Origin of the sequence: Microbacterium sp. AZCO, from assembly GCF_039614715.1 — a bacterium.
GTDB lineage: Bacteria > Actinomycetota > Actinomycetes > Actinomycetales > Microbacteriaceae > Microbacterium.
Genome location: NZ_CP154857.1, coordinates 2,892,940 through 2,917,317, shown reverse-complemented (window position 1 = coordinate 2,917,317; position 24,378 = coordinate 2,892,940). Strand labels below are relative to the sequence as shown.

Annotated in this window: 25 protein-coding genes; 20 read left to right on the top strand and 5 right to left on the bottom strand. The window is 69.2% G+C overall.

What is annotated here, in order from left to right:
- Positions 1-52 precede the first annotated feature (52 nt).
- The gene (locus AAIB33_RS13480) at positions 53-2,344 is read left to right on the top strand and encodes a glycoside hydrolase family 3 C-terminal domain-containing protein (RefSeq protein WP_345800475.1); all 2,292 of its coding nucleotides are present in this window, start codon (positions 53-55) and stop codon (positions 2,342-2,344) included.
- 55 nt (positions 2,345-2,399) lie between these two features.
- On the opposite strand, the gene AAIB33_RS13475 is transcribed toward AAIB33_RS13480, so the two are convergent.
- Positions 2,400-3,044 (bottom strand): TetR/AcrR family transcriptional regulator, encoded by a 645-nt coding sequence (locus AAIB33_RS13475; protein ID WP_345800474.1) that lies wholly within the window; start codon positions 3,042-3,044, stop codon positions 2,400-2,402.
- 74 nt (positions 3,045-3,118) lie between these two features.
- On the opposite strand from AAIB33_RS13475, the gene AAIB33_RS13470 reads away from it, so the two are divergent.
- The 8 genes from AAIB33_RS13470 to AAIB33_RS13435 all read left to right on the top strand — a co-directional run bounded on the left by AAIB33_RS13470 (position 3,119) and on the right by AAIB33_RS13435 (position 13,282).
- Positions 3,119-4,552 (top strand): cytosine permease, encoded by a 1,434-nt coding sequence (locus tag AAIB33_RS13470; protein WP_345800473.1) that lies wholly within the window; start codon positions 3,119-3,121, stop codon positions 4,550-4,552.
- On the top strand, positions 4,549-6,150 hold the full coding sequence (locus tag AAIB33_RS13465; RefSeq protein ID WP_345800472.1) for an amidohydrolase: 1,602 nt from the start codon (positions 4,549-4,551) through the stop codon (positions 6,148-6,150). The genes AAIB33_RS13470 and AAIB33_RS13465 overlap by 4 nt, the downstream gene beginning before the upstream one ends.
- 119 nt (positions 6,151-6,269) lie before the next feature.
- Entirely contained in the window at positions 6,270-6,641 is a 372-nt protein-coding gene (locus AAIB33_RS13460) for a response regulator transcription factor (RefSeq protein ID WP_345800471.1), read from the top strand.
- On the top strand, positions 6,638-8,194 hold the full coding sequence (locus AAIB33_RS13455; RefSeq protein ID WP_345800470.1) for an ATP-binding protein: 1,557 nt from the start codon (positions 6,638-6,640) through the stop codon (positions 8,192-8,194). Before AAIB33_RS13460 ends, AAIB33_RS13455 begins: the two co-directional genes overlap by 4 nt.
- Positions 8,191-9,960, top strand: a complete 1,770-nt coding sequence (locus tag AAIB33_RS13450) for a histidine kinase (protein ID WP_345800469.1) — start codon at positions 8,191-8,193, stop codon at positions 9,958-9,960. The genes AAIB33_RS13455 and AAIB33_RS13450 overlap by 4 nt, the downstream gene beginning before the upstream one ends.
- Positions 9,957-10,592: a response regulator transcription factor gene (locus AAIB33_RS13445; RefSeq protein WP_345800468.1), complete on the top strand. Its 636-nt coding sequence runs from the start codon at positions 9,957-9,959 to the stop codon at positions 10,590-10,592. The genes AAIB33_RS13450 and AAIB33_RS13445 overlap by 4 nt, the downstream gene beginning before the upstream one ends.
- Before the next feature lie 128 nt (positions 10,593-10,720).
- Positions 10,721-12,253, top strand: a complete 1,533-nt coding sequence (locus tag AAIB33_RS13440; protein WP_345800467.1) for a hypothetical protein — start codon at positions 10,721-10,723, stop codon at positions 12,251-12,253.
- A 63-nt stretch (positions 12,254-12,316) separates the two neighbouring features.
- Positions 12,317-13,282: an LLM class flavin-dependent oxidoreductase gene (locus tag AAIB33_RS13435; RefSeq protein WP_345800466.1), complete on the top strand. Its 966-nt coding sequence runs from the start codon at positions 12,317-12,319 to the stop codon at positions 13,280-13,282.
- A 3-nt stretch (positions 13,283-13,285) separates the two neighbouring features.
- Here the strand turns inward: AAIB33_RS13435 and AAIB33_RS13430 are convergent, their stop codons facing one another.
- A complete protein-coding gene (locus AAIB33_RS13430) occupies positions 13,286-13,690 on the bottom strand; it encodes a hypothetical protein (RefSeq protein WP_345800465.1) in 405 nt (134 codons plus the stop codon).
- A 97-nt stretch (positions 13,691-13,787) separates the two neighbouring features.
- On the bottom strand, positions 13,788-14,132 hold the full coding sequence (locus AAIB33_RS13425) for a hypothetical protein (protein ID WP_345800464.1): 345 nt from the start codon (positions 14,130-14,132) through the stop codon (positions 13,788-13,790).
- 166 nt (positions 14,133-14,298) lie between these two features.
- Between AAIB33_RS13425 and AAIB33_RS13420 the strand changes: the two genes are divergently transcribed.
- Entirely contained in the window at positions 14,299-14,742 is a 444-nt protein-coding gene (locus tag AAIB33_RS13420) for a MarR family transcriptional regulator (protein WP_345800463.1), read from the top strand.
- A 16-nt stretch (positions 14,743-14,758) separates the two neighbouring features.
- Here the strand turns inward: AAIB33_RS13420 and AAIB33_RS13415 are convergent, their stop codons facing one another.
- On the bottom strand, positions 14,759-15,103 hold the full coding sequence (locus AAIB33_RS13415) for a hypothetical protein (RefSeq protein WP_345800462.1): 345 nt from the start codon (positions 15,101-15,103) through the stop codon (positions 14,759-14,761).
- Positions 15,104-15,234: 131 nt separating this feature from the next.
- Between AAIB33_RS13415 and AAIB33_RS13410 the strand changes: the two genes are divergently transcribed.
- From AAIB33_RS13410 to AAIB33_RS13390, 5 genes are all read left to right on the top strand, one after another.
- The gene (locus AAIB33_RS13410) at positions 15,235-15,915 is read left to right on the top strand and encodes a phosphatase PAP2 family protein (protein ID WP_345800461.1); all 681 of its coding nucleotides are present in this window, start codon (positions 15,235-15,237) and stop codon (positions 15,913-15,915) included.
- 61 nt (positions 15,916-15,976) lie between these two features.
- Positions 15,977-16,777, top strand: a complete 801-nt coding sequence (locus tag AAIB33_RS13405; protein WP_345800460.1) for a DUF1206 domain-containing protein — start codon at positions 15,977-15,979, stop codon at positions 16,775-16,777.
- A gap of 144 nt (positions 16,778-16,921) precedes the next feature.
- Positions 16,922-17,200 (top strand): GlsB/YeaQ/YmgE family stress response membrane protein, encoded by a 279-nt coding sequence (locus AAIB33_RS13400; protein ID WP_345800459.1) that lies wholly within the window; start codon positions 16,922-16,924, stop codon positions 17,198-17,200.
- A gap of 105 nt (positions 17,201-17,305) precedes the next feature.
- A complete protein-coding gene (locus tag AAIB33_RS13395; protein ID WP_345800458.1) occupies positions 17,306-17,476 on the top strand; it encodes a CsbD family protein in 171 nt (56 codons plus the stop codon).
- A gap of 64 nt (positions 17,477-17,540) precedes the next feature.
- On the top strand, positions 17,541-17,666 hold the full coding sequence (locus AAIB33_RS13390) for a hypothetical protein (RefSeq protein WP_345800457.1): 126 nt from the start codon (positions 17,541-17,543) through the stop codon (positions 17,664-17,666).
- A 7-nt stretch (positions 17,667-17,673) separates the two neighbouring features.
- Here AAIB33_RS13390 and AAIB33_RS13385 read toward each other — a convergent pair whose 3' ends face one another.
- Entirely contained in the window at positions 17,674-18,285 is a 612-nt protein-coding gene (locus AAIB33_RS13385; protein ID WP_345800456.1) for a hypothetical protein, read from the bottom strand.
- Positions 18,286-18,382: 97 nt separating this feature from the next.
- Here AAIB33_RS13385 and AAIB33_RS13380 point away from each other — a divergent pair, with 97 nt between their 5' ends.
- The 5 genes from AAIB33_RS13380 to mmsB all read left to right on the top strand — a co-directional run bounded on the left by AAIB33_RS13380 (position 18,383) and on the right by mmsB (position 24,327).
- The gene (locus AAIB33_RS13380; protein WP_345800455.1) at positions 18,383-19,396 is read left to right on the top strand and encodes a LacI family DNA-binding transcriptional regulator; all 1,014 of its coding nucleotides are present in this window, start codon (positions 18,383-18,385) and stop codon (positions 19,394-19,396) included.
- A 133-nt stretch (positions 19,397-19,529) separates the two neighbouring features.
- Positions 19,530-20,327, top strand: coding sequence for a class II aldolase/adducin family protein (locus tag AAIB33_RS13375; protein ID WP_345800454.1), 798 nt, complete (start codon positions 19,530-19,532; stop codon positions 20,325-20,327).
- Between the two features lie 11 nt (positions 20,328-20,338).
- Positions 20,339-21,463 (top strand): multiple monosaccharide ABC transporter substrate-binding protein, encoded by a 1,125-nt coding sequence (chvE, locus tag AAIB33_RS13370; protein WP_345800453.1) that lies wholly within the window; start codon positions 20,339-20,341, stop codon positions 21,461-21,463.
- Between the two features lie 89 nt (positions 21,464-21,552).
- Positions 21,553-23,079, top strand: coding sequence for a multiple monosaccharide ABC transporter ATP-binding protein (mmsA, locus tag AAIB33_RS13365; RefSeq protein WP_345800452.1), 1,527 nt, complete (start codon positions 21,553-21,555; stop codon positions 23,077-23,079).
- Positions 23,080-23,094: 15 nt separating this feature from the next.
- Positions 23,095-24,327 (top strand): multiple monosaccharide ABC transporter permease, encoded by a 1,233-nt coding sequence (gene mmsB / locus AAIB33_RS13360; protein ID WP_345803436.1) that lies wholly within the window; start codon positions 23,095-23,097, stop codon positions 24,325-24,327.
- Positions 24,328-24,378 lie beyond the last annotated feature (51 nt).

The window sequence follows — 24,378 nt, the reverse complement described above, 5'->3', positions numbered from 1 at the left end:
TACAGGTTTGTAGACGGATCTACGGAACCTTCAGGGAAGAGGGACATCGACGATGACGACATCCGACAAGATCCCCGAGGTGCGGGCCACCCGCACCCGGAGGACGATCGCACTGCTCCTCGGGGCGGCGATCATCGCGACCGGGGCGACCATCGCCTCGGCCTCGCCGGCGACGGCCGAGGACTGCAGCACCTACCCGTGGATGGACACTTCCACGTCCGCCGACGACCGGGCCCACGCGCTCCTCGACGCGAGCTCGCAGCACCAGAAGTACCGCTGGCTCGTGGAGCAGCCGGCCACGCTGCCGACCCGGACCGACTGGCCGGCCGGACTCGCGGGGGAGGCGCCGGTCGTCTACCCGGTGCAGCTGCCCTGCACGCCGACCATCACCTACACCGATGGTCCCGAAGCGGTCCGCGCGGCCGGCGTCACCGACTTCCCGTCGCAGATCTCGCTCGCCTCGACGTGGAACCTCGACCTCGCATACCAGAAGGGCGTCGCGCAGGGCGACGAGGCCTACGCCAAGGGCAAGAACGTGCTCCTCGCGCCGGGCATCGGCAACACGCGCACACCGCTCGCGGGCCGCACGCCGGAGTACTTCGGTGAGGACCCGCTCATCAACGGGCTCATGGCCGCATCCGATGTGCAGGGCATCGAGTCCACCGGCAAGGTCGCCGGCCAGCTCAAGCACTTCGTCGCGAACGAGCAGGAGCTCGATCGCCAGACCAGCTCGTCGAACCTCGACGAGCGCACGCTCCGCGAGCTGTACACGCTGCCGTACGACATCGCCATCAAGCGGGGCTCGCCCGAGACCGTCATGTGCGCCTTCAACCAGGTCAACGGCGTCTACATCTGCGAGAGCCCGCTCATGCAGAAGGTGCTGAAGGACGACGCGGGCTTCGACGGCTTCATCATGTCGGACTTCGGCTCGGTGCACTCCACCGCGGCCTCGCTCAACGCGGGCCTCGACCAGGAGCTCAACCGTCCGATCTGGTTCACTCCGGCGAAGCTGGATGCCGCGCTCGCCGCGGGCCAGATCACGCAGGCCCGCATCGACGAGACCGCGTTCCGCGTCGTGCGCTCGTACATCCGCGGCGGACTGTTCGACAACCCGCTCCCGGCGCAGGCCGCGCTCGACGCATCCACCGCCGCCCACAAGGCCGTCGCGAAGCAGATCTCGGAGCAGGGCAGCGTCCTGCTGAAGAACGACGGCACTCTGCCGCTCGCGCCGAAGGCCGGGCAGAAGATCGCCCTCTTCGGTCCGACCGCCTCGAGCACCGTGACGACGATCGGCAACGCTCCGACGAGCGCGATCTCGGTGTGCAGCCTGACGCTGCGCTTCAACGCGAATGCCGCTCCGCGCAACACCCTGCCCTGCGAGGATGTCGTCTCGGCTGAGACCGCCATCACGCAGCGGGCCGCGCAGGTCGGTGCGAGCGTGACGTGGAACAACGGACAGGATGTCGCGGCCGCCGCCGCACAGGCTGCCGCAGCCGATGTCGCCATCGTGTTCGGCTACCAGCGCATGGGTGAATTCAACGACCTCACCGACCTGAAGCTCCAGGGCAACGGCGATGCGCTGATCTCCGCGATCGAGAAGGCCAACCCCAAGACGGTCGTCGTGCTGCAGACGGGAAGCGCGGTGGAGATGCCGTGGCTCAGCGGAGTGCAGGGTGTGCTCGAGAACTGGTACGGCGGTGAGCAGCAGGGCCCGGCGATCGCCTCCCTCCTGTTCGGCGACGTGGCGCCCACGGGCAAGCTGCCGATGACGTTCCCGAAGTCGCTTGCCGACACTCCGACGAACACGCCCGCGCAGTACCCGGGCATCTTCTCGAACGGCTCGACGACGCGTCCGGCCGGCACGAACGAGATCCGTCAGGTCTCGTACAGCGAGGGTCTCGCGGTCGGCTACAAGTGGTACCAGTCGCAGAACATCGAGCCGCTGTTCCCCTTCGGCTACGGCCTGACGTACACGTCATTCGCGTACGACAAGGTGAAGGTCACGCCGCAGACGACCGACGGCGCGAAGGAGATCCGGGTGAGCTTCAAGATCACCAACACGGGAACGCGCGCGGGCTCCGAGACGGCGCAGGCGTACCTCACGCTCCCGTCGTCGACGGGCACGCCCGGCTCGCGCCTCATCGGCTGGAAGTCGGTCACGCTCGCCCCCGGTGAGCACGCCAACGTGACGATCACGCTGTCGCCGCAGGACCTCGCCGACCTGCACCTGCTGCAGTACTGGGATGTCGCGGCCAAGGGCTGGCAGACCGCGAAGGGCACCTACGGCGTCGCCGTCGGCGGCTCGTCCCAGGCTCCGGTCGCGACGCAGTTCACCATCCACTAGAACCCGACGAGAAGGCAGCGGGGGCGGCGCGGACGCGCCGCCCCCGTTCGCGTTCTCACTCCGCGGCACTGACCGCATCTCGGAGCGTCCCCGCCGGAAGGCCAAGGGCCCAGTCCGTGATGTCGGCGACCGCGTGCCGCTGCGCGGGGTTGACGACCTCGGCCGCACTGTTGACCGATGAGCCTGCCCCGTCGACCGCGATGAGGATGCGGATGCCGGCGGCCTCGGCATCCTCAATCGCGAAGACGCCCGCGGCGATGCCGTCCTCGATGATCCCCGTGAGGCGGGCGCGGTCGAGGGCGTCCTGCTCCTGCAGCGCCTCGTCGAGCGCGGGGCTGAAGCGGGAGAGGTGGCGGGCGTTCAGCCAGAGGCGGGCGAGCGGCATCGACGCGCCCGTCTCGATGTGCCGGATGAAGTGCGCGACGCGCGCGAGCGGGTCGCCCGACGTCGGGAAGAACTCCTCGCGCTCGAGCACCGCCGCGCGCGAGAACGCCTCGACGACGAGGTCCTCCGCCGCGGGGAAGTAGTGCGTGATCAGGCCCGGGCGCACGCCGAGCCGCTCGGCGACGGCGCGGAGGGTGATGCGCTCGAGGCCCTCGTCGACGGCGATCGCCGCCGCGTGCGACAGGATCTCCTCCCGCCGCTCCTCGGGGCGTTTGCGAACGCGGACCGAACCCGGGGTTGACGACACGGCTCCCATGCTATTGAATGTGTGACCAATAGTCCATTGGGCATGTGACCAATAGCAAGGACGCTTTCCCGAGAGGAACCCCCGTGACCCAGACCACGCCACAGCTCGACGACGAGTTCGTCGACAGCGCCACCCGCGCCGAGACACGGGGCATCGAGCTCGTCAGCGACGCCGAGCGGCACGGCCGAGCCCGCGACCTCTTCTTCATCTGGGCCGCTCCGAATGTCAGCATCCTGAATCTGACGATCGGGGCGACGCTCATCCTGCTCGGGCTCGAGATCTGGCAGGCGATCGTCGTCATCGTCGCCGCCTCGCTGCTCTGGGTGTTCCCCGGTCTCATCGCGGGGAGCGGGCCCGCGTCGGGCACCTCGGGCTCCGTCGTGACGCGCGCCATGTACGGCATCCTCGGCAACAAGCTGTTCGTCGCATTCGTCGGCTGGTTCATCGGCGCGGTGTTCCTGTCGCTCACGTGGCTCGCGTCCTCGTTCATGGGTGCCGACCTGCTGCGTCGCATGGGCCTTGCAGATCCGGTATGGGTGCCGATCGGCGTGACGGTCGTCGTCGCGACGATCACGATCCTCGTCGCGATCTTCGGCCACGGCCTCATCGTCCGCGCCTACTCCTTCATGGCGGCCGCGCTCTTCGTGATCTTCCTGCTCGTCACCGCCTTCATCCTCCCGACGGTGGACTGGCAGTACGCGGCCCCGCAGCCCCTCAGCGGCGTCGGCCTCTGGTCGGCGATGGCGATCGGCTTCACGATCCTCGCCTCGACCCCGCTGTCGTTCATCAACAGCCCCGACCTCGCCCGGTACCTCCCGCGCTCGACCAGGAAGTCGCACATCGCCCTCGCGACGGGCCTCGGCGGCGCCATCCCGTTCCTCGTCTTCACGGTCGTCGGCGTGCTCCTCGCGACGGGGCTCAGCGGGGCGGCGTTCGACGCCGGGATCGATGTCGCGCTGTTCGACCTGCTTCCCGTGTGGCTCGCGCCCCTCCTCGTGGTGGGCGTCGTCATCAACACGATCGCGCTCAACGCCATGACGACCTACTCGTCGAGCATGGCGCTGCAGGCGATCGGCTTCCGGCTGCGCCGCATCCCCGCCGCGATCATCGTGGGCGTCATCGGAACGGCCCTCACGATCTACCTCGTGCTTTCGTCGAGCCTCCTCGAGGCGGCGAACCTCATGCTCCAGTTCCTCGTCATCGTGTCGGGGCCCGCTATGGCGATCTTCGTCGTCGACGTCGCGCTGCGTCGCTACGCGTACGACGGAGTCGAGCTCTTCGACGACCACGCCGGCGGGCGCTTCTGGTACTCGGCGGGGTGGAGCATCCCGGGCATCGTGGCGCTCGTCGCCGGCGGCGTGGCGACGGCGCTGTGCCTCGCGACCAACGTCTGGGCGGGGCCGATCGCGCAGGCCATCGGCTATATCGACCTCTCGGTTCCGGTCGGCATGCTCGTCGCCGCCGCACTCTACGCAGGACTTCTGTGCACTCCGCTCGGAAAGAAGGGCCGTCCATGATCACCCGCTACGTCAACGGCCGCATCTTCACCGCCGACCTCGAGAGGGAGTGGGCCGAGGCCTTCGCCGTCGACGGCGACGAGATCGTCTTCGTCGGCGCGACGGACGATGCTCCGGATGCCGAGACCACCGTCGACCTCGAGGGCCGGCTCGTGCTCCCCGGCTTCACCGACGCGCACACCCACCTCCTCATGATGGGCGCGGCGCTCGGACAGGTTCCGCTCACCGACGCGCGCTCGCTCGGCGAGATCCAGGCGCGGCTGCGCAAGGCCCGCGGCGCCGACCCCGACGCGAGGGTGCTGCGGGGCCGCGGCTGGCTCTTCGACTCCCTCGACGGTGCACCGACCGCCGCCATGATCGACGCCGCGGTCGCCGACATCCCGGTCTACCTCGACGCGAACGACTATCACTCGTGCTGGGTCAACAGCGCGGCGCTCGTCGAGCTCGGCATCACGCGCGACACTCCGGATCCGATCGGCGGCGAGATCGCCCGGGATGCCTCCGGCGAGCCGACCGGCCTCCTCCTCGAGACCGCCGCCGTCCAGTACGCGTGGGCGCAGCGGGACGCCGCGGCGACGGACGAGGATCGGGATGCCGACGCGCAGCGTGCGATGGACGCCTACCTCGAGACCGGGGTCACGGGTGTCGTCGACATGGCGTTCGACGAGTTCGGCCTCGCGGCGTTCGAGCGCGCGCGGGAGCGACACGGCGGCGAGCTGCCGCTGCGCGTCGCGGCGCACTGGATCATCACGAACACCGGCGACGACGAGGCCAACCTCGCGCAGGTCGCTCGCGCGGCGCAGCTCGCGGCGCACCCGTCGTCGCCGTGGCTGCGGGTCGTCGGCATCAAGCTCATCCTCGACGGAGTCATCGACGCGTGCACCGCCGCGCTGCGGCATCCGTATGCCGACGGCTCGAACGCCGCACCGATCTGGCCGCTCGAACGGCTCAAGCCCGTCGTGGCAGCGGCCGACGCGGCAGGTCTCCAGGTCGCGCAGCACGCGATCGGCGACTACGCGAGCGAGATCGCCCTTGATGCGATCGAGCACGCCGTGGCCGAGAACAGCGAGCGTGAGCGACGGCACCGCGTCGAGCACCTCGAATACGCGGCGCCCGGCACGGCGGAGCGGATGGCGCGGCTCGGCGTGACGGCATCCATGCAGCCCGTCCACTCCGACCCCGCGATCTTCGCGAACTGGGCCGAGATGCTCGGGGACGAGCGTGTCGACCGGGCGTTCCCGTGGCCGGAGTACGAGGACGCCGGAGCGCTCCTCGCCTTCTCGACCGACGCCCCGACGGCACCGCACAGCGCCCTCGCCAACATGTACGTCGCGTCGACGCGGGCTTCTGCGCTCGACACCTCGGTGCCCGCGACGCATCCTCAGTACGCGCTTCCGCTCGAGCGTGCGCTCGGGCACGCGACCCGGGACGCCGCCGCCTCCGTGGGAGACGGCGCCTGGCGGGGCCGGATCGCCCCGGGCTTCGCGGCCGACGTCGTCGTGCTCGACTCCGACCCCTTCGCCGAGGGCCTGCCGTCGCTGCTCGACGCGCGCGTCGTCGAGACGATCGTGGCGGGGCGGTCGCGGTTCCGGGCGTAGGGCTCCCACCTGCGGGGGCGCATCTCCGGTGAGATCCGCCCCGCCTGGGCTCCGAGGCGGGAAGGGGCATCAGGGTCACCCCTGATGCCCCGGAGCCCCGTATGTGCCACCATCAGCCCATGGCACGCACAGTGCTGATCGTCGACGACCACGCGGACTTTCGTGCGGCGGCCCGCGCCATGCTCGAGCTCGGCGGATTCTCCGTCGTGGGAGAAGCCGCCGACGGGGTGGCCGCCGTGGCCGAGTGCGCACGCGTCCACCCCGACATCGTGCTCCTCGACGTGATGCTGCCGGGCGAGGACGGCTTCGCCGTCGCGCGGCGGCTGTCGCTCGGCGGGCGCGGACCGGCCGTGGTGCTGACGTCCACGCGGAGCGCGGCGGGCTTCGGCCGGCGGCTCGCTGCCGCGCCCGCGCGGGGGTTCGTCCCGAAGCACGAGCTGTCGGCGGCCGCGGTGTCCCGCATCCTCGATGACCGACCGGTGCCGTCGTGACACGCGCGGCGATCGCCTACGTGGCGGCGGCGATCGGCGCGGTCGTCGCCGTCTGGTGGCTCACCACCTCGGGCGAGGTGTGGAGTACGGCCGTCGATGCCGTGCCGGGGACCGCGCTCGCGATCCTCGCCATCGCCGCCGCGGTGACGCCCGGATATCGCCCGGTCGCGATACCGGCGTCGGTCGCCACGGTGCTCTGGTTCGCGGGCCTCTCGGCGCCTCTGCAGTGGGTGCATCAGGGCGCACTGGCGTGGCTCGTGCTGGCGTATCCAGCCGCCCGGCTGCGCTCTGGGTGGCGGGTCGCGGTCGTCGTCTTCGCCGCCGTGGCCGGGACGGCAGCGGCGCTTCTGCCGCAGGCCGCCCTTCTCGCCGCTTCCGCGCTGGCCGTCTGCACCGCGGCGGCGCTGCGACTGAGAGGCGTCCCCCGCGCAGCGCGGCCCGCCGCCACGACCGCACTGGCGGCCGCGATCGTGCTGACCGTCACGTGGATCGCCCCGCTCGCGCTGCGCACCGGGGACGCCTCGCGCGACGTCGCCCTCGCGGTGTACCTCGTCGGCACCACGTCGGTCGCGGTGCTGCTCCTCATCGACGTGACTCTGGTGCGATCGTCGGCTTCGGCGCTCGCCGATGTGGTCATCGACCTTCGCGGGGTGACGGATGCGGGGTCACTTCGCGATCGGCTCGCGCGCGTCATCGGCGACCCCGACCTCTGGCTCGGCTACCGGCTCGCCGACGGTCGGTACGTCGACGAGGCGGGTCTCGAGGTGCGATGGCACGAGCCCACACGCAGCAGGGTGATCACGCCGATCGATGACGACGGCCGGCGGCTCGCCGTGCTGCTGCACGACCGAGCCGTCCACGTCGACCCCGCGCTCCTCCCGCAGATCGCGGCCGCCCTGTCGCTCGCGCTGCGAAACGTCCAGCTGCACGCCGATGTGCGCGCGCGCGTCGCCGAGGTGGAGGACTCCCGAGATCGTCTGCTGGAGGCGGAGGATGCCGCGCTGCGCGGTTTCGCGGCCGCACTGGAGGCAGGACCGGCGCGCCGCCTCACCCATGTCGCAGACCTCCTCGCGGGGATCGACGACACCGCACTCCTCGCCGTTCAGCGGGCGCAGGCCGTGCTGACCCGTTTCGCTCGAGGACTGCATCCCGCAGCCTTCGCGGACGACGATCTCGTGGCCTCGCTGCGGACCCTCGCCGAAGGACTCCCCGCCGACGTCCGCGTGCACGCCGACGTCGCACGGCTCGATCCGGATGTGCGGGCCGCCGTCTGGTACATCTGCGCGGAGGCGCTCACCAATGCGGCGAAGCACGCCGATCCCTCGCGGGTGACGGTGTCGGTCGACAGCGACTCCGACGGGACGGTGCGCGTCACGGTGGAGGACGACGGCCGCGGGGGAGCGTCGATGGATGCCGGCACCGGGCTGCGCGGCATCCGCGACCGGGCCGAGGCGCTGGGCGGCGCGCTCGAGGTGGAGAGCCCAACCGGGGGCGGGACCATCATCCAGGCTCGCGTGCCCGCCGCGCTGCCCGTCGAGGTGGGCGCATCATGACCGCGCCCACCGCCGGGCTTGGCCCGAGGGAGGGGCGCATCCGAGCCCTGCATGTCGCCGCCGCCATCGCCGCCGTCGCCGCGTGCGGGGTGGCCGTGCTCGTCGTCCGCGACGGCGCAGCCTTCGCCCGCGGACACGGCAGCACCGGCGTGGCGCTGGATCTCGCCGCCGATGTCGCCCTGCTTGTGGCGGGAATCATCGCGCTCATCCGCCGGCGGCCCTTTGCGCTCATCGTGCTAGCCAGCGGCTGCTCGTGGGCGATCGCCGAGTGGCTCAATCCGGCCGCACCGGGTGGGCTCGTCTTCACCGCCGGCCTGCTGCTCGGCGCGGCCTGGATCCCGCTCGTGGGCTGGCTCGCCCTCGCCTTTCCGGGTGCGCGCCCCGGGCGGCGTCGAGAACGAGCATCCATCGCGGTCGGATTCTTCGCGACCCTCGCGCCCGCCTTCGTCTACGCCACGGCATTCGACCCCTCCCGTTCCGGGTGCGATGCCTGTCCGCGCAATCTGCTGCTGATCGTCGGGGACGCCGCCGTCGCCGGCTCTGTGGCTCGTGGCGCCCAGCTGCTCGGCATCCTCGCATGTGCGCTCTTCATCTGGATGGCGATCGCGCGACTGCATGCCGCGAGCCCTGCCCAGCGCATCCTGATCGCACCGGTGGCGGCCGCGTCGGTCGTCGCTCTCACGGCCGCCGCACTGGGCAGTGCGGCAGCGGTCTTCGCCGGAATTCCCGGCATCGCCTTCGCTCAGACCGCCACGACCATCGTGTCGGCGGGGCTCGTCGCGCTGGCGATCGCGGTCTCGTGGGAGATCGTGCGCATCGCGACCGCGCGGCGGCGCTCGGCGCAGCTCGCGGCCGATCTCGCGACCGCCGCCGACCCGGGCGCCCTCCGCCGTGAACTTGCCGCCATCACCCGGGACGACTCGCTCGAACTCCTCTTCCCGGTGGGGGATCGGATGGTGGATGCCGCGGGCCGCGCGACGTCGGACCCTCGGCTCACGGGTGACGGCATGCGGCGTGTCACGCCCGCCGTCGGCCGCGACGGCGCAGAACTCGCGGTGCTGGCGCATCGGCCGGGGCTCCTCGACGACCTCGACTTCCGCGACGCGGTGACCCGTGCCGCGGGCCTCGCCCTCGAGCACGAGCGGCTCCAGGCCGAGCTCGCGCTGCGCGTCGCCGACCTCCGGGAGTCGCGCGCCCTCCTCGTCGAGTCCTTCGATCGGGAGCGCCGACGACTCGAGCGAGACCTGCACGACGGCGCTCAGCAGCAGATGGTCGCGCTGCTCCTCGTGCTTCGGCTCGCCGCGGCCCAGCATCCGCATCCCCGGCTCGACGAGGCGATCGGCGATGTCGACGCGGCGCTGGAAGAACTTCGAACGCTCGCTCACGGCATCTTTCCCGCCGCACTCGCGGAGGAGGGCCTCGGTGCGGCGCTGGGTCAGCTGCGGGAAGCTGCGACGATCCCGATCCGCCTGCACTCCGTCCCGGACGGAAGATGGCCCGATTCGGTCGAGACCACCGCCTACCTCGTGATCGCCGAGACGCTCCGAAGCGGCGGGATGCAGGCAGCGGTCGTCGACGTCGCCGACGACGTCGGAGCCCTCCGCATCTCGGTGAGCGGAGCCCGCGGCTCCGGGAACGCTCCGGATGCCTTCGCGGACGAGGTCGCGGGTCTCATCGACCGCGTGGGCGCGGTGGGCGGAGACATGCGCATCGAGGATGACCTCGGCGTGCTGACCGTGCAGGCGGTGCTGCCGTGCGGGTCGTGATCGCCGATGACGAGGTGCTGCTGCGAGAGGGCATGGCACGCCTTCTCGGCGATGCCGGATTCGACGTGCTCGGCACCGCGGGCGATCGGCTCTCGCTCGAGAGGCTCACCGACGAGCACGATCCGGATGTCGCGATCGTCGACATCCGGATGCCTCCCACCTTCACCGACGAAGGGTTGATCGCCGCCCGGCGGATCCGCGCGATGCACCCGCGGACGGGGGTGCTGGTGCTGTCGCACTACGTCGACTCGCGATACGCGGTCGAGCTGCTGCGCTCCTTCCCCGGCGGGGCGGGGTACCTCCTGAAGGACCGGGTGTCGGATGTCGCCCTGCTCGCCGACGCCGTGCGCCGCCTCGGCGCGGGCGAGTGCGTCGTCGACCCGACCATCGTCGCGCAACTGATGAACCGCCCCGCCCAGGAGCCTCTTCCCCTCAGCGCCCGAGAGCGCGAGGTGCTGGCGCTCATCGCCGAGGGCAGGTCCAACGCCGCGATCGGCGCGCGCCTGTTCCTGAGCCCGAAGACCGTCGAAGCTCATGTGACCCACGTCTTCACCAAGCTCGGGCTGGAGGATTCGCCCGACGACCACCGCCGCGTGCTCGCCGCCCTCGTTCACCTGAGGGCCGACCGATGAGGGCTGGCCCGCAGGTGAGGGTCGACGAGTCGAGGGCTCGGCCCGATGCCGGCATGCCCGGCCCCTTCGTACCGTGGGGATCGATCCGGATTCGCACCCGGCGACCGGCATCTTCTCGGAGGTTCCCCATGTCCCCTGCTCACCACGGCACGCGATTCGCTGCAGCGGCAGCGATGGCGGGCCTCATCATCGCGGGCTGTGCAGCCTGCACCGTCGACGCCACCGCGGCCGATCGCGCCGGCGGCACCCCTTCACCTGCTCCCACGACTCTTCGCATCGCCGGCGCGGGGTGGGAGGTCCACGAGTATGCGGACCAGCTCTTCGAGGCCTCTGGCGGGCGGCTGCAGCTCGACCCCATGGACTGGAGCGAGACGGACAGCGCCTTCGGGTGGGAGGCGAAGTATCTGATCGAGGCTGTGAAGAGCGGCAAGGTTGCGCTCGCTGCGGTGCCCGCGGCAAGCCTCGGCGACCTCGCGGTCGCATCACTCGATCCGCTGCTCGCTCCCTTCGTCGTCGACTCGCTGGCGATGGAGGCGAAGCTTCTGGAGGACGACGACATCACGTCCGCGCTGCTCCAAGACGTGCCGAAGCTTGGCGTCGAGGCGATCGGGATCCTTCCCGGCTCACTCGCTCACCCGTTCGGCACGAGCGGGCCGCTGCTGTCTGCATCCGACTTCGCGGGGGCGCCGATCTCCACGAGTCGCGGGCAGATCGTCGACCGCACGTTCGCGCTGCTGGGCACGAAGTTCGTCGAATGGGAGAAGAACGGCGCGCGGTTCGACAACATCCACGGCTCGCTCCTCCCGGTGATGGCGATCCCCGACAACGACTTCCACAAGGCGGGCCGCTCCGTCACGGCAGATGTCACGTTCTGGCCGCGCCCTGTCGTCATCATCGGCAACACCGCGGCACTGGCCGCACTCAACCAGGGAGAGCGCCGAACCCTGAGCGATGTGACGCGCTCCTCCGCGCGCTCCATCGTGGGCGGCCACGCCGAGGACGACCGGGTGGGAACGGCGTGGTCGTGCGGAGTCGGCATGACGTTCCCGCTCGCCGGCAAGGCCGCCATTGACGGGCTTCGTGCCGAAGTCCGCCCGCTCATCGACGAGATCGCCGCGACCGACGTCGGCGCCAAGGTGTTCGCGCGCATCGCTGAGCTGCGCCCGACCACGCCCCCGGAGACGCCGCTGCATTGCATCCCGACACCGGCGAACTGGCCCACGAAGACCTCCGACCGGCTCGACGGCACGTACATCGCAGACGTCACCCGTGCCGACCGTCTCGCCCAGGGCTACCCCGAGTACAACATCGCGGACGAGGACTGGGGGCACTACACACTCGTCGTCAAGGACGGTCGCTTCGCCATCACGCAGCAGAACGACGCCTCGTGCACGTGGAAATACGGTGCGTGGCGAATGAACGAGCACCTCGTGCGCGAGACGATGGAGGACGGCGGCGGCATCGCCCCGAACTGGGTCCTCGACAAGCCCGGCATGGACTTCGCCCTCCACTGGACGGATTTCAACGGCACGCTGCTGCTTTCTCCCGCTGTCGAGGCCGGACCTTGGGAGACCGCCTTCACACGAGTGAGCCGAGTGGCGAACCTCAACGCCTTCCCGGACGAGTGCACGCCCCCGCTCCAGGACGCGTTCGGCCACTGACCGCCCGATAGCGTGGGTCGTGTCCGCCACGGCGCACGCCGCGCCGCCTCGAAGGAGCCCACCATGTCGACGCCCGCCCACGGGGTCATGCTTCCCCGCGATCTCCCCGCCGCGCGGGTCGTCGAGTTCGCCCGGAGCGCGGAGCGACTCGGATTCGACGAGCTCTGGGTGGTGGAGGACCTGCAGTTCCGCGGCGGGATCGCGCAGGCGGGCGTCGTGCTCGCCGCGACGGAGCGCATCCGCGTCGGCATCGGCATCCTTCCCGCCGCCGTCCGCAACGTCGCCTTCGCCGCGATGGAGATCGCGACGCTCGCGCAGCTCTTTCCGGGACGAGTGGATGCCGGAATCGGCCACGGCATGCCGGGCTTCCTGAAGCAGGTCGGCGCGTGGCCGGAGCGCCCCCTCGCCTACCTGCAGTCGTACGTCACGGCACTGCGCGGACTGCTGCGCGGCGAGACGGTCCACAGCGACGGCCCCGTCGTGCTGGGCGGACTCGAGCTCGACCCGTCGGCGCTTCCGGAGGTCGTGCCCGACCTGCTGCTGGGCGTCCGCGGCCCGCGGTCGCTCGCGGCGTCGGGGCGCGTCGCCGACGGCACGATCCTCGCCGAGCCGACGACGCCCGAGTACGCCCGTGCCGCGCTCGACCGCATCGCCGCCGCCGACCGGGCGCACCGACTCGTGGCGTACAACGTCGCGGTCGTGGCCGATGACGACGCGACGGCGCTCGCCGCCGTGCGGGCGGGACTGGAATGGATCGGCGAGCCCGACTGGGCCCCGCACATCGAGCCCCTCGACTTCGCGGGCGAGTTCGCCGCGCTGCGCGCGTCGTGCGGCAGCCGACACGAATTCGTCGAGCGTATGCCGGACGCATGGGTCGCGCGGCTCGCCCTCGCCGGCACCGCGGAGACGGTGCGGGCGCGCACCGACGAGCTGTTCGCCGCCGGGGTCACCTCATCCGTCATGATCCCGACGGGCGCCGATGCGCTCCAGGCGCTGCAGTCGCTCTCCTGCGCGCTGCCGACCCGCTGAGAATCAGCGGGCCGCGAGCGCGGGCTGCCTCCGCAGCATCAGTGCGGTCGTCACCGCCAGCACGACGATGCCGATCGCCTCGATCACGACTGTCTGCGGCACGAGCGTGAAGTCCCACGTCTCGTGGATGCCGAACAGGCCGACAGTGAGGGCGAGCAGCAGCGCGCCGAGCGTCGCGATCAGGAACAGCAGGCTCAGCACAGTGGCCACCTGCAGCAGCCGGCCGCGGAGGGCGACCATCGCGATCGCCAGCACGACGCCGGCGATGCCGTTGAGGATGAACATCACCCCCAGGATGCCGCCGACCCCATTGAATGCGAGATAAAGGTGGATCCCGCCTGTCGTGAGAAGGAAGAGGGCGCTGAGGATCCGCAGGATCCACAGCGCCCGATGGCTGGTCTCGGCCATTGGATTCACCGGCTTCCGATCGGTGGCCCGCCTTCTAGGCCCTGCAGATGACACGGGCCAGCGAGCCGCCGGGTTCACTCCGGCCGAGGGACAAGGCTCATGCGGCGGTCGGAACGAGCTCCTCTGCCGGAGCCTTCTCTTCCATCCAGTCCCGGAGATCGACCGTGAGCCCTGCGGTGGAGTTGGCCATGTGCGTGAATTCCTGCAGCACGGACGGCTGCAGCTCGTCGGGAGTCGAGCGGGTGAAGACGAAGCGCAGGGGAATGGCCTCCTGCAGCCAGAGGGCGGACCGGCCGTGCGATTCGCCGAGATCGTGCCGCCACGTCAGGGTGAAGCTCTCGCGTCGGCGCAGCTTGGTGGTGATGACGACTTTCAGGTGGGCGAGCAGCAGGTCGGGCACCTCGATGCCGTCGCGGCTGTCGCCGTAATACAGGTAGCCCACGGGGACTCCCTTCGCTGTGTGGGAGGACGAGGGACGCCCGATGCGTCGACTCCCGCTGTTCGAGCATAATGCAAAACTTCACTGATTTAAATAGATAGCTGAAATATCAACTGAGTGAAAAGACGCGCTACACTCAACCTGAGCGAGGCTCCGGAAGGGGACTGTGATGAGCGATGCACTCAACATGCCGGGCCTTCGCCACGCGCTGATGGAGTACGGCCGGGCACGATCTGCGGCCATCGGCGCCGCTCGCCGCGAACTGGGCATCGGAGAAGGCGACGCGACCGCGCTCCTGCACATCGCCGACAATCCCGGCATAAGGCCGACCCAGCTGCGAGAGCATCTCGGCATCACGGCCGCCGGCATCACGGCGCTCATCGACCGGCTGGTCGACCGCGGCGCCGTGCGCCGCGATGTGGATCCGAGCGATCGCCGGGTCAACCGCATCTCGTTGACGATCGATCTCGGGCAAGAGCCGTGGGTGGCCCTCACCCGGTTCGACGACGACTTCGACGAGGCCGTGCTCACCGCCGACGAGGGCGAGGTGCTGAGGTTCGCCGAGCTCCTCGGTTCGCTGACGTCCGTCGTCGTGGATCGCGCCGCGCGCTGAGCCGAGGGCGGCGACGCTAGGGCGCGTCGGTGCCGATGAAGGCTGCGGACTTCGCCTCGAGGAAGCGGCACAGCGCGGCGACCATCGCGAGTTCGTCGGCCAGCTGGTCCACTCCGTCCGCGTCGAGCACGACGAGATCCGGTCGCGGCTCCAGCGTCACGACCCACTTCGCGGAGTACGGCGCCTCCGGCTGGATGTAGACGACAGTCGACGCGTAGGCGAGGCGCACGCTGACGAGGCCGGTGTTCGCGCCGTCCTCGCCGTCTTGCTGAATCACCTTGAGCGCACCGGGGGCGCCATGCCCCTCGCGGCGGAACTCGTCAAGCCACACCTCGAGAGTCCGCTGACTGCGAAACGGCATCCCCATCACCCTTCCACGGCGGTCCTGGTCCCGCGCTGCAAATCTACGCGGCCACGCCGACATTGCGTACGTCGCGCCCTCTGGCACCATCTATCCATGCACTACCGCATCCTGTCCACGGCTCGCCGGCCATGACCGTCGATCAGCCCCAGACCACAGCGCCCGTCCGGGTCGACCAGCGTCGCTGGATCGTGCTCATCGTCGGCATCGTCGCGACGATCCTCTTCGCCGTGCTGCGGCTCTTCGTCGCCCTGGGCGGGCACGACCCTCTGCCCGGCGACGTCTGGTGGCACACGCTGATGGTCGCGACTGAGACGGACGCGGGGATCTTCATCGCCTGGATCCCCGCGACGGTCGGCGGCACGATCGGCATGATCGTCATCGGGATCGTGCTCGTCTCGGCCTTCGCGCTGAGACGCAGATACTGGGATGCCGCCAACATGGCGGCCGCGATCATCATCGTCGTCGCGATCGGGGCACCGATGGCCGCCATCATCGCGCGCGCAAGACCGACCGACTCGCTGGCCGAGAAGGTGGCGACGTCGTTCCCCTCCGGCCACACCGCGGTCGCGACGACCGTCTTCCTCACCCTCGCCCTGATCCTCCGGCGCTGGTGGATCTGGGTGAGCGGGGTCGTCTGGGTCGGGCTCATGATGTGGAGCCGCACCTACCTCCACGCCCACTGGCTCAGCGACGTGGTCGCGGGCCTGCTGGAGGGCATCGCGGTCGGGTGCCTCGTGTGGTGCGCGGTCGAGGCCATCCGCGACCGGCGCGCCCTCCGCAAGCGAGAGGCGCCGCCGGCGGGCGACTGACGCATCCGGGCTCGCTCGTCAAGGCGTTTCCGCGCGCGGACAGCGTCGCTACTGTTCGGCTATGAGTACACCGAAGGTCGCTGCCCGAGCGGCTCAAGATTCGACGGCCTTCCGCGTCGCGGCGCGGATCGGCTACGTCGTCCTCGGGATCGTCCACCTCGTCATCGGCTTCATCGCCATCTCCGTCGCGACCGGAGGGGGAGGTGAGGCCGATCAGGGCGGCGCCATGGAGCAGATCCAGAAAGCTCCTGCCGGTGTGGTGCTGCTGTGGGTCATCGCTCTCGGACTCGCCGCGCTCGCGCTCTGGCAGATCGCGGAGGCCGTGCTGGAGCGCGACCCCGACACCAAGAAGAAGTGGGGGTACCGCGCGAAGTACGTGGGCACGGCTCTCGCCTACCTCGCGATCGGCTTCACCGCGCTCATCTATGCGCTGGGAGGCCAGTCCGACTCGTCGCAGTCGACCCAGAGCTTCAGTGCGAAGCTGATGGGGGCCCCGGGCGGGATCTTCCTCGTCGTGCTCGTGGGGCTCATCGTCGCCGGCATCGGCGTCGCCTTCATCGTGCGCGGAGCCACCCGGGCCTTCAAGAAGCACCTGGCGCTTCCGCCCAACATCGCCCGCCCCGGCATCGTGACGTTCGGGGTCGTGGGCTACATCGCGAAGGGCATCGCCGTCGCCGTCACCGGCATCCTGTTCGTCGTCGCCGCCATCGTGCACGATCCGCAGGCCGCGGGAGGACTGGATGCCGCGCTGCACAGCCTGGCCGCACTGCCGTTCGGAGCGGTCATCCTCTGGGTCGTTGGGGCAGGCCTCATCGTCTACGGCGTCTTCTGCTTCGCGCGCGCACGATACGCCAGACTCTGACGCGAGTGCACAGAGTACCCGATCGGCATCCATCTGTACATATCTCACAGCGAAAAGACCGCTGATTCCCGGAAATTGCTACGTTGATGCGACCCGAACGCCGGTGCCTGATCGCCCGGCTCACATACGGAGAAAGGGAAGATCATGCTCTGGACCATCATCGGACTCATCATCATCGGCCTCATCGCGGGCCTCATCGCACGCGCGGTCATTCCGGGGAAGCAGAACATCGGCATCCTCATGACGATCGTGCTCGGCATCGTCGGCTCGTTCGTCGGGGGATTCCTCGGCTTCGTGATCTTCGGCGCCGACCCCAACGGCGGCTTCCTGCAGCCGTCCGGCATCATCGGCTCGATCATCGGGGCGATCATCGTCCTCGGCATCTACGTCGCCGTCACGCGTCGTCGCCACGTCACGCGCTGATCCAGTACCTCATCCGTTCCACCGATGCAAGGGCGTGCCTCGCAGGGACGTCGTGCCTAGCGTGGAAGACGTCCAATGAAGACGCGATCGAACCAAGGAGGCGCCATGGGACTCGACGACAAGATCAAGAACGCTGCTCAGGAAGCCGGAGGCAAGGCGAAGGAAGCCGTCGGCGACGCCACGGACAACGAGCGACTCGAGGCCGAGGGCCAGGCCGACCAGGCCAAGGCAAACCTCAAGCAGGCCGGCGAGAACGTGAAGGACGCCTTCAAGTAAGCCGCCCGTCCCGATGGTCGCCCCGCGCCTCACGGCGCGGGGCGACCTCGTTTAGGCTGGACGCATGCCCGCCCCCGAGGATCGTCCCCGCGTCAGTGCGACGCGCATCGGAATCTGGGTCCTCGTGAGCGCGGTCGGGCTGTACATGATCGTCTCCGGCCTCATCGGAGCGCTGAACGGCGGCAGCTGAGCCGTCGTCACGCGCGCGGCGCGCGCGGGGGAGTGTCGGAGAGCGCCAGGAGAAAGCGTGCGATGCCCTCGGCGGTGCCGCGCAGCTCCGGCCCACTGCCGAACTGCCAATCGGCGTCGATCGCCTTCACCGTGTGCCCGGATATGACGGCGCGCCGGTCGAACGGAGCCGTCCCCGAGGCGTAGAGGGCCACGGCGCCGAGCGTGAGCGAGGGCAGGCCAGCCGACTCTCCGCATTCGTCCGCGAGCTCCAGCACGGCGCGCACAGCGCGCGCGAGCTCGGAGACCTTGCGCTTCCGTCCGGTGCGCACCTCGTCGGCGATCGCCGACAGATCGAGCGGATCGGTGGATGCTGCGCCCGCCGCCGCAAGGCCTGCCTCCGCGACGAAGCGACGCGCGGCGTCCGGACGCTCCGCATCCATTTCTGAGAGCAACTCGCGGGCGCGGTCGACGGTGGAAGCGATCTCGGCTCTGCGATCGCTCGTCACTGCCGACTCGTCGTCGTCGCTGCGCCGCTGGCTCAGCGGGAGATACTTCGAGAAGTCCACTGGTCCGATCCTAGAGATGTGACGAAGATGTGACAGCTGTGCGCGACGGGGCAATCGTTCTTCGCGTTCCATGTGACTGTCACACGCACGGGAGAGGCGTTCTCGCGCTGAAGCGGCGAGTTTATGACAGTCTGTATGTGACCGTACACATTCCTCCATCGGAAATGACATGAGCGAAGACGCTGCAGCTCGCCGGCCGAGCATCCGTGATGTCGCGCGCCTCGCGGATGTCTCGTACCAGACGGTGTCGCGGGTGTTGAACAACCACCCCAGTGTGCGCCCTGAGACGCGCGAGCGCGTGACGCAGGTCATGTCCGATCTGAACTACCGCCCCAATCAGGCCGCTCGGGCGCTCGTGACGAGCCGGTCGCACACGATCGGAATCCTCGCCGCCTCGAGCACGATGTACGGGCCGGCGTCGAGCATCGCGGCGATCGAGGAGGCGGCGCGCACGCGCGGCTACTGGGTCAGCACGGCGAACATCGACGCCTCCGATCCGCAGTCGATCCCCGAGGGGCTCGCGCATCTGCTCGCCCAGTCGATCGAGGGTCTCGTCGTCATCGCCCCGCAGCTGCGGGTGCTCCGCGCCCTGGCCTCGCAGCCCCTCGAGGTGCCGTACGTGACGCTGCAGTCGACCGACCTCGACGTCGATCACATGCTGTCCGTCGACCAGGTGGCGGGAGCCCGCCTCGCAACGAAACACCTGATCAGCCTGGGACATCGTGGGATCTACCACATCGCCGGTCCGCAGGACTGGATCGAGGCGGAGGCCCGCATGAAGGGGTTCCTCGCGGAGATGAGCGCGAGCGACGTGCCGACCACGGCCCCCATCCTGGGGGACTGGACGGCCGAGTTCGGCTACTACGCGGGTCGGGAGCTGCTGCGGGTGCGCGACTTCACTGCCGTCTTCTCGTCCAACGACCAGATGGCGCTCGGGTTCATGCACGCCGTGCGCGACGAGGGTCTGGATGTGCCCGGCGACATCAGCATCGTCGGCTTCGACGACATCCCCGAGAGCGCGCACTTCTGGCCTCCGCTCACCACCGTCCGGCAGGATTTCGCCGAGCTGGGGCGCCGGTGCGTCGAGGCCCTGCTGGGGCCGACGGACGAGGGCGCGGAGCCGGGTCCGGCCACGATCGTCCCCGAGCTGCTCGTGCGCCGCTCGACCGCCGCCGTGCGCTGAGCTCCGGGGCCTCGTTATCAAGACGAGATGATCTGCGGTTGACAGCCCCGTTCGACCCCTGGCTATAGTGTCTCGATGTGAACGGTCACACGACCGTCACGTCGAGTTCCGCATCCAACGAAGGAGCCAGCCGGTGGCGCAGGGCAGAGACGCCGAGCTTCGCGAGAAGTACGTGAGCGGCGTCAAGACGGAGGTCGCGATCGCACGTGCGCGCGCCGATGTCGCGGCCGTCCACGCCGATCTCGTGCGCGACGGCCTGGCTCTTGCTGCGGGCGGCTCGGTCTCGGGCAAGGTCCCGGGCGCCGACCTGTTCGTCATCACGCCGGCGGGCACCGCGTTCGCCGATGTCGCCCCCGAGAACCTCGTGCTGTGCGGGCTCGACGGCGCGTCGATCGCCGGCACACCGGGCAGCGAGGCCGCGCCGAGCGCGGCATCCCTCTCCCACGCGTACGTCTACCGGCACATGACCGACGTCGGCGGGATCGTCCACGCCCTCTCGCCCTACGCGTCGGCCTGGGCCGCGCGCGGCCAGGAGATCCCCTGCGTGCTCGCGATCATCGCCGAGGAGTTCGGCGGCCCCGTGCCCACCGGCCCGCTCACCCTCGCCGATGACGATTCGCTCGGGCGGGGCGTCGTCGACGCGCTCGCGGGCCGGCGCCCCCGCGCCGTGCTGCTCCAGAACCTCGGGCCCGTCGTGCTCGGCTCGACCGTGAAGGACGCGGCCAACCGCGCCGCACTGGTCGAGGGCGTCGCGCGGATCGTGCAGCTGGCCCGCGACGGAGGCCTTCCGAGCCCCCTCCCGCAGAGCGACGTCGACCGCCTGTACGAGGCGCGCGCCGCTCTCCAGACTCCGCCGGCCGGCCGGGCCGCGGCATCCACTCGCTCAGGACGACAACTGAATATCGCTACCAAGACGAAGACGTCACGTTGAAAGGAAACACAGTGAAGGCAAAGAAGTTCGTGTTCGCCGCGATCGCGGCGGGCGCGCTCATGCTGTCGGCATGCTCGGGCACCTCCGGTTCGGGGGACAGCGGCAATGGCGGCGGCGACGGCGGCCTCGTCGGCGTCGCGATGCCCACCAAGAGCTCGGAGCGCTGGATCGCCGACGGCAACTCGGTGAAGGAGGCCCTCGAGAAGCAGGGCTACAAGGTCGACCTGCAGTACGCAGAGGACGACATCCCCACGCAGGTCTCGCAGATCGAGAACATGATCACGAAGGGCGCCGAGGCGCTGATCATCGCGTCGATCGACGGCACCACGCTCAGTGAGGTGCTGCAGGATGCCGCGGACGCGGACATCCCCGTCATCGCCTACGACCGCCTCATCCGCGACACCGAGAACGTGGACTACTACGCGTCGTTCGACAACTACAAGGTCGGCGTGCAGCAGGCCAACTCGGTGCTCAACGGCCTGGGCCTGGTCGAGCTGGACGGCACGAAGAAGGCGGACGCCCCCGCGGGTCCGTTCAACATCGAGCTGTTCGCCGGTTCGCCCGACGACAACAACGCGACGTTCTTCTTCAACGGCGCGATGGACACCCTGCAGCCCTACATCGACTCCGGTGTGCTGGAGGTGAAGTCGGGCCAGACCGACTTCCAGCAGGTCGCGACGCTGCGCTGGGACGGGGAGACCGCCCAGAGCCGCATGGAGGACATCCTCACGGCCAACTACTCGGACGGCTCGAAGGTCAACGCAGTGCTCTCGCCCTACGACGGCATCTCGCGCGGCATCATCTCGGCCCTGACCGACGCCGGCTACACGACCGGCGCCGAGTGGCCGATCATCTCGGGTCAGGACTCCGAGCTCGACTCGGTCAAGGCGATCAACCGCGGTGAGCAGTACGCGTCGATCTTCAAGGACACGCGCAAGCTCGCCGACGTCGCCGTGGCGATGGCCGTCGACCTGCTCAGCGGCAAGGACCCCGAGGTCAACAACACCAAGGACTACGACAACGGCAAGAAGGTCGTGCCGTCGTACCTCCTCGAGTCGCAGATCGTCGTCAAGGACAACATCAACGAGGTCCTCGTCGACAGCGGCTACTACACCGCCGACCAGATCAACGGCTGAACAGCCTGACGTCTGGGCTCGCCGGCGAGGACACCACCGCGGTGTCCTCGCCGGCGGGGCCGGTCCATCGGCAAGGAGCAGGAACAGGGATGACTGAACACATTCTCCAGATGCGCGGCATCACCAAGACATTCCCCGGCGTCAAGGCGCTCTCGAACGTCAACTTCGAGGTGGAGCGCGGAGAGATCCACGCGATCTGCGGCGAGAACGGCGCAGGGAAGTCCACCCTCATGAAGGTGCTGTCGGGCGTCTATCCGCATGGCACGTATGACGGCCAGATCATCTACGCGGGCGAAGAGGTCGAGTTCAAGAACCTCAACGACAGCGAGGCCAAGGGCATCGTCATCATCCACCAGGAGCTGGCTCTCAGCCCCTACCTCTCGATCGCCGAGAACATCTTCCTCAACAACGAGCGCAAGTCCGGCGGCCTCATCGACTGGAACAAGACGAACTACGAGGCGGGCGAGCTGCTCAAGCGCGTCGGCCTGCGCGACAACCCGACCACCAAGATCAACCAGATCGGCGTCGGCAAGCAGCAGCTCGTCGAGATCGCGAAGGCGCTGTCGAAGGAGGTCAAGCTCCTCATCCTCGACGAGCCGACCGCGGCGCTCAACGACGAGGACTCCGACCACCTGCTCGAGCTGATCATGAGCCTCCGCGAGGAGGGCATCACGTCGATCATCATCAGCCACAAGCTCAACGAGATCAAAAAGGTCGCCGACACGGTGACGGTCATCCGTGACGGCAAGACGATCGAGACGATCGCCAAGTCCGACGTGACGGAAGACCGCATCATCAAGGACATGGTCGGCCGCGATCTCGAGCACCGCTATCCCGACCACGAGCCGCAGATCGGCGAAGAGCTGCTGCGCGTCGAGGACTGGACGGCCCACCACCCGCAGGACCCGACCCGCGTCGTCGTCGACAACGTCTCGATCACGGTCCGCGCCGGCGAGATCGTCGGCATCGCGGGCCTCATGGGCGCGGGCCGAACGGAATTCGCGATGAGCCTCTTCGGTCACTCGTACGGCACCCGCATCTCGGGCAAGGTCTTCATGCGCGGCACCGAGATCAAGACGCGCACGGTCGCGGAGGCGATCCAGAACGGCATCGCGTACGCGACCGAGGACCGCAAGACCTACGGCCTCAACCTCATCGAGGACATCAAGCGGAACATCTCCATGGCGTCGCTCGGGCGGCTCGCGAAGAGTGGGCTCGTCGACGACAACGAGGAGTTCAAGGTCGCCAACGACTTCCGCAAGAGCATGAACATCAAGGCGCCGAGCGTCCTGGTCAAGACCGGCAAGCTGTCCGGCGGCAACCAGCAGAAGGTCGTGCTGTCGAAGTGGATCTACTCCGATCCCGACGTCCTGATCCTCGACGAGCCGACCCGCGGCATCGACGTCGGCGCCAAGTACGAGATCTACACGATCATCAACCAGCTCGCGGCATCCGGTAAGGGGATCATCGTGATCTCGTCCGAGCTGCCCGAGCTGCTCGGCATCTCCGACCGCGTGTACGCCCTCTCCGAGGGGCGCATCACGGGCGAGCTGCCCATCGAAGAGGCGACCCCCGAATCCGTCCTCAAGCTCATGACCATGGAGAAGCCGCGCTGACCGCGCGCAGGAGTGATTGACATGACACAGACATCCAGCGACACCGCCGTCGGTTCGAACATCAACCCGCCCGACAACAAGTTCACCAACTGGCTCAGCCACGTGCTGAGCGACCTCGGCAAGAACGGCATCTTCATCGCCCTCATCGCCGTCGTCGCGCTGTTCGCGTTCCTGACGAACGGCATCATCCTGCGCCCGCAGAACATCTCGAACCTCGTCGTGCAGAACGGGTACATCCTCGTCCTCGCGATCGGCATGGTGATGGTCATCATCGCCGGCCACATCGACCTCTCGGTAGGCTCCGTCGCGGCCTTCGTCGGCGCCTGCTCGGGCGTGTTCGCCGTCAATTGGGGGCTGCCCTGGTGGCTCTCGGTGATCCTCTCGCTCGCCATCGGCGCCGCGGTCGGCGCCTGGCAGGGCTTCTGGGTCGCGTTCGCCGGCATCCCGGCCTTCATCGTCACGCTCGCGGGCATGCTGATCTTCCGCGGCCTCGCGCTCGTCGTGCTCGGCAACGCGAACATCGGCTCGTTCCCCACGGAGTACCGCGCGCTCGGCAACGGCTTCCTCTCGAGCCTCTTCGGCGAGAGCGACCCCGACCTGTTCACGCTCGCGATCGGCGCCGTCGCGATCGTCGCGATCATCGTGCAGCAGGTTCGCACCCGCGCCGGCCGCTCGAAGTACGGCCAGGAGGTCGAGCCGCTGACGTGGTTCATCATCAAGCTCGTGCTCATCTCGGCGGTCATCGCCTGGTTCACGTGGGCGCTCGCCTCGTACAAGGGCATCCCCGTGACGCTGATCATCCTCGCGGTCCTGATCCTCGTGTACAGCCTCGTCATGAACCGCACGGTGTTCGGCCGCCACATCTACGCGATCGGCGGCAACCGTCACGCCGCGGAGCTCTCCGGCATCAAGACGCGCCGGGTCGACTTCTGGCTCTTCGTCAACATGGGCTTCCTCGCCGCTCTCGCGGGCCTCATCTTCACGGCGCGCCTCAACCTCGCGGGGCCCAAGGCCGGTGACGGCTTCGAGCTCGAGGCGATCTCGGCCGCCTTCATCGGCGGCGCGGCGGTGCAGGGCGGCGTCGGCACGATCGGCGGAGCCATCATCGGTGGTCTGATCATCGGCGTCCTGAACAACGGCATGTCGATCATGGGCATCGGCATCGAGTGGCAGCAGGCCGTGAAGGGCCTCGTGCTGCTGCTGGCGGTGGCCTTCGACGTCTACAACAAGCGCCGCTCGGGGTCCTGACCCTTCTCGCGCAGAGGCCCGTCGCATCCGGATGGATGCGGCGGGCCTTCG